Here is a 10,000-nt window from a genome sequence, read left to right as displayed (position 1 = left end):
TTGTTCTTTTCATATTGGGTTAGTTGATTAAAACAAAGATATTCAAAAGGATTATAAAGAGTTGTTAATTATAAATCAAAATTTAAACTCAGAATTATATTTCGTCCCATATTGTTAATTCCGTCTGTTTTTAATCTTGATAAGTGATTCGTATACGTTTTGTCTAAAAGATTATTAGCGTTTAAATTTACATTAAAAGCGGTTTTACCCAATGTTACTTTTCCGCCAACAGCAAAATTAATCAACAAGTAGTCTGGCGTTCTAGTCTCAAATTCGTTGATATTGTTTTGTTTAAAAGTATAATTGAAGAAATAGGATAGATAAGCGTTTTTTAAATATTTAAACGATTCAAATTCCATACGAATGTTGTTTTTCCATTGATTCGCTGGGATTAATGGTAAATAATTGTCGTTTTGTTTTCCTGTAACACTTTCAAAACTACTGGTAAAATGTAACCAATCATACGGATGTGGATGAAAGTGAATTCCAGCTTCTCCACCAAACAAATAGGCGTTGTTTTGCACATAATTGTACACGTCATTTCCGTCAATTTCGGCACCTGTTGGTGTAATGTAAATGTAATTGTTTACGTGGTTGTAAAATCCGTTTACAAACCATTCAAAATGTTCGCTTTTGTATTCCAAATTCAAATCCACTTGAAAATTTTGTTCGTTTTTTAATTCAGAATTACCAATCTCATAACGATTACTTCCTTCGTGAATGCCATTTGAAGTCAATTCGGATAAATTCGGAGCTCTAAATCCAGAAGCAATATTAATTCGGGTTGAAATATAACTAGATAAATTGGTTTTGTAACCTAAAGAAGCGTTGAAACTGTTGAAGTGTTTGTCAATAGCTTCAAAATAGCCTTCTTCGCCTTCAATTCCGTGAGTGGAAGTGTTGATTTTTCTATTATCATAACGAATTCCCGCTTGTAGAATGTTCGAGTTCCAAGTGTAATTGGTTGTAGCAAAAGCACCAAAATCTTTCACATTTGCATCTGGAATTAACAATTCTTCTCCGAAATTGGTATTGGTTTGATCAATTCCTTGAATTCCAATGATGCTTTCCCAACGGCTCATTTTTGGAAGATAGTATTTCACATTGTAACTCGCAGTTTTCAATTTCATAAATAACGCAATTTCATTGGGCGCTTCTAGTTCTTTTCTATCGTTTAATGAATAGCCAAAATCACCTTCTAATTTCGAATTTTTAAAGTAGATTTTCTGGTTCAAACTCAACACATGATTATCTACTTCTTGTTTTGGATAAAGTGGATTTCGGAAACCTGAATTTTCTAAATCTTCTTCAGGTAAACCTAAGTTTAAGTTGTTGTAATTGTATCTAAAATCGGTAGAAATTTTTGAATTGGAATACCCAATTCCCGATTTAAAATCTTTCTCGATGAAACGCGTATTTATAATTCTGTCACCAGTCGGAACTTTGTAATCGGCATGCGATGTGTAATTTCCTCTAACCAAAAACTTAAAGTTGGATGGCGATGCTTTAAACCCGAAAGTTGTTGAAGTTCCTTGTGTATTCGTAAAATATTTTTGTTCAAAATCAGCTGATTTTTCTTGAAAAGAAGCATATTTCTCCGGATTAAAATACACCACGCCACCCAAAGCATCAGAACCATATAATAAGGAAGCTGGTCCTTTGATGACTTCTACACTTTCAATTCCGGCAGCGTTTAAACCTAAACCATGTTCTTCGCCAAATTGTTGATTTTCCATTCGAACCCCTTGCGAATACACCAAAACACGATTGCCACTTAAACCACGAATTACAGGCTTTCCAATAGAATTTCCTGTTGAAATCTGAGAAACTCCAGGGATAGTTGCAATTCCATCAATAAGCGAAGTTGCGCCATTTTCTTTTAGTGTTTTTACCGAAGCATGCTCCACTTTCATCACATTTTGCGATTGTATTTTGTTGTATAAAGTAGAAACAATTACTTCCTCTAAATGTTGTTCTTTTTCGGTAAGAATTACGTTCAATTTGATTTCGGCTCCGTTATTCATTACGATTTCACTCTTGGTTTCGTAACCCGATAAATGAAAAATAATTTTGTTAGTTCCTTTTGGTAACGATGAAAATTGATAAAAACCGTTTTCGTTGGTTGTAGTTTCCGAATTATTTTCTTCGATATGTACAATAACACCAGATAATTTTTGGTTGTTTGCATCGGTAACATAACCGCTTATTTTGAATTGCGAGAAACCGGCTATCGATGACAATAGCAGTAGTATATTGAAAAGATATTTCATTTTTTAATTTGTTTTTATTTGATAAATAATACAGCAATACATGTACATCATTTTGATATACAGCAACATAAACCTTGTTTAGAAAACAAAGCGAAATTATTTAAGCCATAAAAACCGGTGGACCACGAAGGTAGAACGAATTTCCTTCAAACGTAATGCAAGATTCATTACTGTTGAATTGATACGGAATTTCGTAAAACGAAGGAATAAAGTCAAAATGGAATACTTCTGGTGAAAGAAAAGCCGCAAATTTGAAATCACAAACGGGACAGTCTTCACTTTCAGTAAACGTTTTTTCAGAAGTTTTAAAAGTCAAATGATGCGAATCATCACAACATTCCGATTTTAAATGATGATCGTGCGAAAAAGTATGAATAGACTGATAACTCACAGCAAATAATACTGCAAGCATCAAAAACAAATTCATATGTAATAATTTCTTTTTCACCATCACAAAGATATGTTTTTAGAAAGAAACAAAAAAAACAAATCACGAATTAACGAATTTTTAAGTTTTGATGACCTATTTCGTTAGTTCGTGGTTATTTTTTTGCCACGGATTAAAGGATTCAAAAGGATTCAATCCTGTAATCTGTGGCTAAAATTATACTAGATTATTTGCAATCAAATATTCCGCAATTTGAATTGTATTCGTTGCCGCTCCTTTTCTTAAGTTATCGGCTACAATCCACATGTTGATGGTGTTCGGTTGACTTTCATCTCTTCGGATTCTACCTACAAAAACATCGTCTTTTCCTTGTGCGTAAATCGGCATTGGATAAGTAAACGTATCTAAATTATCTTGAACTGTTACACCAGGCGTGTTACTTAGAATTTCACGTACTTCATTCACATCAAAATCATTTTCAAACTGAACGTTAACCGCTTCACTGTGTCCGCCAACAACTGGAATACGAATTGCAGTTGCAGTAACCGCAATAGTTTTGTCGTTTAAGATTTTTTGTGTTTCACGAACTAATTTCATTTCTTCTTTGGTGTAACCGTTTTCTTCAAAACTATCACATTGAGGAATCGCATTTCTATGAATTGGATATTTGTAAGCTATTTCATCTTGAATTCCTGCATATTCGTTTTCTAATTGACGTACGGCCTTAACCCCAGTTCCCGTAATGGATTGGTAAGTTGAAACTACAATACGTTTGATATCATATTTAGCATGTAAAGGAGCTAAAGCCATTACCATTTGAATCGTAGAACAGTTTGGATTTGCAATAATTTTGTCTTCTTTAGTTAAAACTGATGCATTGATTTCTGGAACGACTAATTTCTTAGTAGCATCCATACGCCAAGCAGAAGAATTATCGATTACGGTTGTTCCTGCAGCAGCAAATTTTGGAGCCCATTCTAAAGAAGTTTCTCCACCTGCTGAAAACAAAGCAATCTCAGGTTTCATATCTACAGCGGTTTGTAAACCTACTACTTTGTAGGTGTTCCCTTTCCATTCGATTTCTTTTCCTACTGATTTTTCAGAAGCAACTGGAATTAACTCCGTTACAGGAAAATTACGTTCTGCTAATACTTGAAGCATTATTTCGCCTACCATACCGGTAGCGCCTACTACGGCTACTCTCATTGTGTGTGTTATTTAATGATGCAAAAATATAGAATATTCAAACGACTTAGCAAATATTGATGAAATTATAACAAAAGTTTTGATTTGTAACAAGTTTCTAAAAAAAATACCCCGACGAATCGGGGTTTAGTTAGAATATATAATGTAGCGGTATCGACTATTTTTTTAATAAATCTCTAATTTCAGCTAACAATTGCTCTTGTGTCGGTCCTGCTGGAGCCGCTGGAGCTGGTTCTTCTTTTTTCTTCATGCTGTTGATTCCTTTTACCATTAAAAAGATAACAAAAGCAATAACTAAGAAGCTAATTACAGCTGCTAAAAATTTACCATATAAAATGCCGCCATCGGTTTTTAATCCAGCTAAATCTTCTACTTGAGCTGCTTTTAAGGCTGGGTTTAATAATGCTGGAGTTATTACATCGGAAACCAAAGAGTTGACAATGGCTCCAAATGAAGCTCCAATAATTACTCCGACAGCCAAATCCATTGCATTACCTTTTGCAATAAAATCTTTAAATTCTGAAATCATTCCCATAGTTTTTAATTTTAAGAGTTAGTTTTTTGTTTTAGTATAACGAATATACAAAATTTAAAACAAAATGTTAATTTTTGAAGAAAATTCGTTTCACGCGCTGTGAAATTCCTGTCAGGATTTCATAAGGTATCGTGCCAATAACACTCGCCATTTCGGTTACTTTTGGATTTTTTCCAAAAACAATCACTTCATCTCCAGTTTTACAGGAAATATTCGTAACATCCACCATCATCATATCCATACAAATCGAACCTAAAATGGACGCTTTTTGATTGTTGATGGTAACAAACCCTTTTTCATTGCCCCAAGCTCTTCGAATGCCATCGGCATAACCAATCGGAATCGTAGCGACTTTCATTTTTTGTGTTACTCGAAATCTTCGGCTGTAACCAATACTTTCTTCTGGTGAAACTTCTCTTATTTGGGAAATGATGGTTTTTAAAGTGCTTACATTTTCCAACGCTTTCAATTCTTGTTCCGAATTTCCAATGCCATACAAACCAATGCCTAATCGCACCATTTCCATCTGTTTTTCAGCATAATTGAAAATTCCAGATGTGTTTAAAATATGACGAATCGGTTTTGAAGGCAATACTTTTTCCAATTCGGAATACATTGCATCAAAACGTTGAAATTGCAATTTCGTGAAATCGTCTAATTCTAAGTCGTCACTCGCAGCTAAATGCGAAAACACACTTTTCACCTTAACAAAATTGTTGTTTTTTAGTAAGGAACACAATTCGGAAATCAAATGTGGTTCAAATCCTAAACGATGCATGCCCGTATCCAATTTTATATGAATCGGATAATGCGAAATATTTTGGTGTTGGGCAATTTTTAAAAACGCTTGTAAACCCGTAATCGAATAAATTTCAGGTTCTAAATTGTAGGCAATCATAGCTCTAAAACTACTATTTTCGGGATTTAAAACCATAATTGGAGTTGTAATTCCAGCTTTTCGTAATTCGATACCTTCATCGGCAAAAGCTACACCTAAGTAATCGACTTTATGATGTTCGAGCAATTTTGCAATTTCGTAACCGCCATTTCCGTAGCCAAACGCTTTAACCATGACCATAATTTTGGTTTCCGGTTTCAGTTTAGATTTATAGAAATTCAGGTTGTGACTAATCGCATCGAGATTGATTTCTAAAATGGTTTCGTGATTTTTCTCTTCCAATAAAACCACAATTTCATGAAAGTTGAATCCTCGTGCCCCTTTTACTAAAATGGTCTCGTTTTGAAACGATTGCGTGTTGAATTGCTGTAAAAATTCTTGTGTAGTGGCAAACGAAATCACATTCGGTAAATCGTTCAATTGTTTTCCGATGGTTTCACCAATGGTAATAATACGCTCGATTTTATTTTTCGAAAGCAATTGTTTTACCTGATTGTAAAGTGTTTCCACCGCAATTCCACTGGTGAAAATATCGGATAAAATAATCGTTTTTTTATCGTGTAATTTTTGTTGTTCCAAGAAATCCAACGCAATTTTCAACGATTGATAATCCACCGAATAACTATCGTCGATGACCAAACAATTGTTGATGCCTTTTTTGGCTTGAAGTCTTAATTCTATTGGATATAATTCGGCAACTCGATTTTGAATAAATGCAATTTCTTCGCCTAAAAACAGCATGAAATTCACGCAAGTAATTACATTTTCAATCGAATTTTCGTCTGAAAACGGAATATTTACACTAAACGTGTTGGTTGTGTTTTTGAAAGTTAATTCAGTTTTGCCATTTTCGTTTTTCTTCGAAACGAAAAGATTCGCACTCTCATCGGTAAAACTCCAAGTATGTTTTTGACTGTTCTCTGAAAGTAAAACTTCAATTTCAGTATTTTTTTCCAAGAAAATATCGGAACAATTTTCAAAAAGTTTGATTTTCTCTTTGATTTTGGCTTCGCGATTCGCAAAACCTTCATCATGAACCGAACCAATATTCGTTAAAATGCCGTATTTCGGCTGGATGATGTTTTCTAAATTCGACATTTCATTCGGAAGAGAAATTCCAGCTTCAAAAATTCCCAAATCGTAATTTCCTTCAATCGCTAAAATCGATAACGGAACGCCGACTTGTGAATTATAACTTTTCGGATTTCGAACAATCAAATGATTCGGACTCAACAAGAAATTCAGCCATTCTTTTACGATGGTTTTTCCGTTGCTTCCGGTAATTCCCACAAATGGAAAATCAAACTGCTTTCGATAGCCAATCGCAGTTTGTTGCAATGCTTTCAACGAATTTTCAACGATAATGAAATTCGCTTTTTCGTATAAATGTTCTGGAATATATTCGACTACAAAATAGCGAACGCCTTTCGCAATCAACTCTTCCAAATACAAATGCGCATCGTGATTTTGTCCTTTGATGGCAAAAAACAAAGTGTTGCTTCCATTTTGCAACGAACGGCTGTCAATCGAAATATGACTTGCGGTAAATTCAGTCGAATTTCCGTGAAAAACGCCTTTACAAAACGAAATAATATGAGTTAGGTTGAGGTTCAATTTATTGATTATCGTCTTTTTGCTTGTTTACAATTTCAACATCTTTCACTTCCATGTTTTCTCGGATAGCTTTAAAATAGGCGGCACGGCTTAATGGTTCATATTCTTCGGTTTCACCAAGCATTACCAATCTTTTATCATCCGATTTTCTAAAACTATAATGGGCTAAATTTCCAGTTCGCGTACAAACCGCGTGAACTTTAGTAACATATTCGGCAGTAGCCATAAGCGCCGGCATCGGTCCGAACGGATTTCCTTTAAAATCCATATCTAATCCAGCCACAATTACTCGAATTCCCGAGTTGGCTAAATCATTACAAACGGCAACAATTTCTTCGTCGAAAAACTGCGCTTCATCAATACCTACGACATCGCAACCTTGTGCTAAAATTCTAATATTTTCAGCAACAGGAACTGGTGTAGAACGAATTTTATTGCGATTGTGCGAAACCACCATTTCGTCGTCATATCGTGTATCGACAGCCGGTTTGAAGATTTCCACTTTTTGTTTAGCAAACTGAGCGCGTTTTAAGCGGCGAATTAATTCTTCGGTTTTACCCGAAAACATGGAGCCACAAATTACTTCAATCCAGCCAAATTGTTCTTGTTGATTTACGGTATTTTCGAGAAACATTTTGTATCTTTCGTACGTTAAAAATTATTTTCTGTTACATTTGTAATCAAAACAAAATTATTAAAAAAGTATCGATATATTCAATTCCATCCAATAAAGTTATGAAGAAAAGAGTAAGCGCTGAATTAATCAGTATTGCCCACCGAATTTTAAAGTTAAAAAACCATTCAGAAACCGTTCAATTGCAGCAAGAAGCTAAAAATTTGTACGATCAATTAACGATTTTACGCTTTTATGAAGAGAATTTCGAATTGGTAAAAAACGAAATTTCAGAAGAAGTTTTGGAAGCGAAATTAGAAGAAAAGCAAGCCGATTTTTTTGAACAACCAATTCCTGTTGTGGAAGAAATTGCACCTGAAAAGGAAGTAGTGGTTGAAGCTCCAGTTGCGGAAGAAAAAGCTCCAGCAACTCCATTGGAGGAAGAAAAAATTGTGGTGGCTGAGCTAATCGTTGAAGATGATGAAGACGAAGAGGAGGAAGTATTGATTACTTCAATGGAAGAAGAACCAATTGAAGAGGAAATTATCGAAGAAGTACCAGTTGTCGAAAATCCAAAAACAGAAGAACCAGCGAAACAAATTTCATTTGAAGATTTATTGGTGCACGATTACCAAGAATTGGATTTTGTAAAAGTGGAAGATGTTCCAGCTGAGGTAGCTAATGTTGTAGAAGCTGTTTTTGAAGCGCCAACTCCTGTTGTAGAAGAAGTTATCGCAGAAGTTCAACCAGAACCTGTTGTAGAAACTCCAAAAGTATTAGAGGAAGAAGTCAAAGCAACTTTTGAGAAAGTAAGCCAAGAACCAAAAATCAGTTCGTTAAATGACAGATTAAACAAAGCCATTACTTTTGGCCTAAATGATAGAATTGGATTTGAAAAGAAATTATTTGGCGGAAGTTCAGATGATTTTAACCGTGTAGTTTCGCAATTGAATACTTTTGATAGTTTTGAAGAAGCAAAAGCTTTCGTAGATGATTTCGTAAAACCTGATTATAACAATTGGGAAGGTGCTGAAGAGTTCGAAACGCGTTTCATGGAAATTGTAGAGAAAAAGTTTTCATAAATGGGTAAGTTATTCATAGTTCCAACGCCAATTGGCAATTTAGAAGACATGACTTTTCGTGCGATTAAAGTACTAAAAGAAGTCGATTTGATTTTAGCTGAAGATACACGCACCAGCGGAAAATTGCTAAAACACTTCGAAATTGCTACGCACATGCACAGTCACCACATGCACAACGAACACAAAACCGTTGAAAATTTGGTCAAGCGCTTACAAGCAGGCGAAACTATTGCTTTAATTAGTGATGCAGGAACTCCAGCGATTTCCGATCCAGGATTTTTGCTTACACGCGCTTGTGTGGAAAACGGAATTGCTGTGGAATGTTTGCCAGGAGCAACTGCTTTTGTACCCGCTTTGGTAAATAGCGGTTTGCCTAATGATAAATTTGTATTCGAGGGCTTCTTACCCGATAAAAAAGGAAGACAAACCCGGTTTTTAGCCTTACAAGAGGAATATCGCACGATGATTTTCTATGTATCGCCACACAAATTAAATAAAACCTTAGCCGAATTTGTACAATACTTCGGTGCAGATAGACCCGTTTCAGTTTCTAGAGAATTATCAAAATTACACGAGGAAACCGTAAGAGGAACCGCTGAAGAAGTTTTAAAACACTTTGAAGTAAAACCAGCGAAAGGGGAGATTGTCGTGGTTGTGGGAGGGAAGAGTTTGAAGTAAAATTTACAAAACACTTATTAGCGTTAATATAATAGATACTATAATTGTTGCTTTCGTGTCTAATTTTAGTTTCTCCCATTTTTTAATAAAATTAGTGATAAGAAATATTTCTACATAATTTACTGTCCATCCATTTTTAATATGTTTTCGATAGCTTAAAAAGCCAATAATTTTAAAATCAAAGCAGTCATTTATTTTTGATGTTTTAATACTTCTGTAATTTGGTTTGATTTTACTGACGTGAAATTTAACGATTTTCATTTATTATATTTTTTTGTTTATATATTGAAAACGAAAAAGCGTTTTTTCTGTTACAAAAAAGGAAATTGCTTAAATTTGAAAAAAATTAAACTATGGAAACACACAACATAACTACCACCTGGAAAGGTAACATGCAATTTGAGTCCACTAACCCTAGTGGCGATGTCATTTCAATTGATGCTGGGCCTGAAAACGGAGGCGAAGGTAAAGGCTTGCGTCCAAAAGCGTTGATGTTATCAGCTTTAGCGGGTTGCACAGGATTAGACGTTGCTTCGTTAATGGAAAAAATGAAGTTAGAAGTAGCCGATTTCAAAATTGTAACTTCTGGCGAATTAACTGAGGAACATCCAAAAACGTATCACAAAGTAAAAGTAGATTATCATTTTTACGGCAATAATTTAGATGAGAAAAAGCTAGAAAAAGCCGTGAATTTATCCGTAGAAAAATATTGTGGC

At 34.6% G+C, this 10,000-nt stretch carries 9 protein-coding genes; 3 read left to right on the top strand and 6 right to left on the bottom strand.

Annotation, left to right across the window (positions count from 1 at the left end):
• Nucleotides 1-68: 68 nt before the first annotated feature.
• The 6 genes from LDL23_RS00950 to LDL23_RS00925 all read right to left on the bottom strand — a co-directional run bounded on the left by LDL23_RS00950 (nucleotide 69) and on the right by LDL23_RS00925 (nucleotide 7,545).
• On the bottom strand, nucleotides 69-2,270 hold the full coding sequence (locus tag LDL23_RS00950) for a TonB-dependent receptor (protein WP_291264028.1): 2,202 nt from the start codon (nucleotides 2,268-2,270) through the stop codon (nucleotides 69-71).
• A gap of 100 nt (nucleotides 2,271-2,370) precedes the next feature.
• Nucleotides 2,371-2,682 carry a hypothetical protein gene (locus tag LDL23_RS00945; protein ID WP_291264027.1) on the bottom strand — a complete coding sequence of 104 codons (312 nt, stop codon included), beginning with the start codon at nucleotides 2,680-2,682 and terminating at the stop codon, nucleotides 2,371-2,373.
• A 192-nt stretch (nucleotides 2,683-2,874) separates the two neighbouring features.
• Nucleotides 2,875-3,864 (bottom strand): aspartate-semialdehyde dehydrogenase, encoded by a 990-nt coding sequence (locus tag LDL23_RS00940; protein WP_291264026.1) that lies wholly within the window; start codon nucleotides 3,862-3,864, stop codon nucleotides 2,875-2,877.
• Between the two features lie 157 nt (nucleotides 3,865-4,021).
• Nucleotides 4,022-4,399 carry a large conductance mechanosensitive channel protein MscL gene (gene mscL, locus LDL23_RS00935; RefSeq protein ID WP_291264025.1) on the bottom strand — a complete coding sequence of 126 codons (378 nt, stop codon included), beginning with the start codon at nucleotides 4,397-4,399 and terminating at the stop codon, nucleotides 4,022-4,024.
• Between the two features lie 67 nt (nucleotides 4,400-4,466).
• On the bottom strand, nucleotides 4,467-6,911 hold the full coding sequence (locus tag LDL23_RS00930; protein ID WP_291264024.1) for a bifunctional UDP-N-acetylmuramoyl-tripeptide:D-alanyl-D-alanine ligase/alanine racemase: 2,445 nt from the start codon (nucleotides 6,909-6,911) through the stop codon (nucleotides 4,467-4,469).
• A 1-nt stretch (nucleotide 6,912) separates the two neighbouring features.
• Nucleotides 6,913-7,545 carry a thymidine kinase gene (locus tag LDL23_RS00925; protein WP_291264023.1) on the bottom strand — a complete coding sequence of 211 codons (633 nt, stop codon included), beginning with the start codon at nucleotides 7,543-7,545 and terminating at the stop codon, nucleotides 6,913-6,915.
• Between the two features lie 101 nt (nucleotides 7,546-7,646).
• Between LDL23_RS00925 and LDL23_RS00920 the strand changes: the two genes are divergently transcribed.
• From LDL23_RS00920 to LDL23_RS00910, 3 genes are all read left to right on the top strand, one after another.
• Nucleotides 7,647-8,606 carry a hypothetical protein gene (locus tag LDL23_RS00920; protein ID WP_291264022.1) on the top strand — a complete coding sequence of 320 codons (960 nt, stop codon included), beginning with the start codon at nucleotides 7,647-7,649 and terminating at the stop codon, nucleotides 8,604-8,606.
• Nucleotides 8,607-9,284 (top strand): 16S rRNA (cytidine(1402)-2'-O)-methyltransferase, encoded by a 678-nt coding sequence (gene rsmI, locus LDL23_RS00915; RefSeq protein ID WP_291264021.1) that lies wholly within the window; start codon nucleotides 8,607-8,609, stop codon nucleotides 9,282-9,284.
• Between the two features lie 353 nt (nucleotides 9,285-9,637).
• Nucleotides 9,638-10,000: OsmC family protein (locus LDL23_RS00910; protein WP_291264020.1), on the top strand; the 363-nt coding region annotated here is incomplete at its 3' end.

It is taken from the genome of Flavobacterium sp. (genome assembly GCF_020217025.1).
In the GTDB taxonomy this organism is placed as follows: domain Bacteria; phylum Bacteroidota; class Bacteroidia; order Flavobacteriales; family Flavobacteriaceae; genus Flavobacterium.
Note: the sequence above shows the minus strand (reverse complement) of the source record. Positions and strands in the feature narration are given on the sequence as shown.

What these genes read in the sequence shown, in the direction of transcription:
- LDL23_RS00920 (WP_291264022.1), top strand. Translation starts at nt 7,647, where the DNA reads ATGAAGAAAAGAGTAAGCGCTGAATTAATCAGTATTGCCCACCGAATT.
- LDL23_RS00925 (WP_291264023.1), bottom strand. Translation starts at nt 7,545, where the DNA reads ATGTTTCTCGAAAATACCGTAAATCAACAAGAACAATTTGGCTGGATT.
- mscL (WP_291264025.1), bottom strand. Translation starts at nt 4,399, where the DNA reads ATGGGAATGATTTCAGAATTTAAAGATTTTATTGCAAAAGGTAATGCA.
- LDL23_RS00945 (WP_291264027.1), bottom strand. Translation starts at nt 2,682, where the DNA reads ATGCTTGCAGTATTATTTGCTGTGAGTTATCAGTCTATTCATACTTTT.
- LDL23_RS00940 (WP_291264026.1), bottom strand. Translation starts at nt 3,864, where the DNA reads ATGAGAGTAGCCGTAGTAGGCGCTACCGGTATGGTAGGCGAAATAATG.
- rsmI (WP_291264021.1), top strand. Translation starts at nt 8,607, where the DNA reads ATGGGTAAGTTATTCATAGTTCCAACGCCAATTGGCAATTTAGAAGAC.
- LDL23_RS00950 (WP_291264028.1), bottom strand. Translation starts at nt 2,270, where the DNA reads ATGAAATATCTTTTCAATATACTACTGCTATTGTCATCGATAGCCGGT.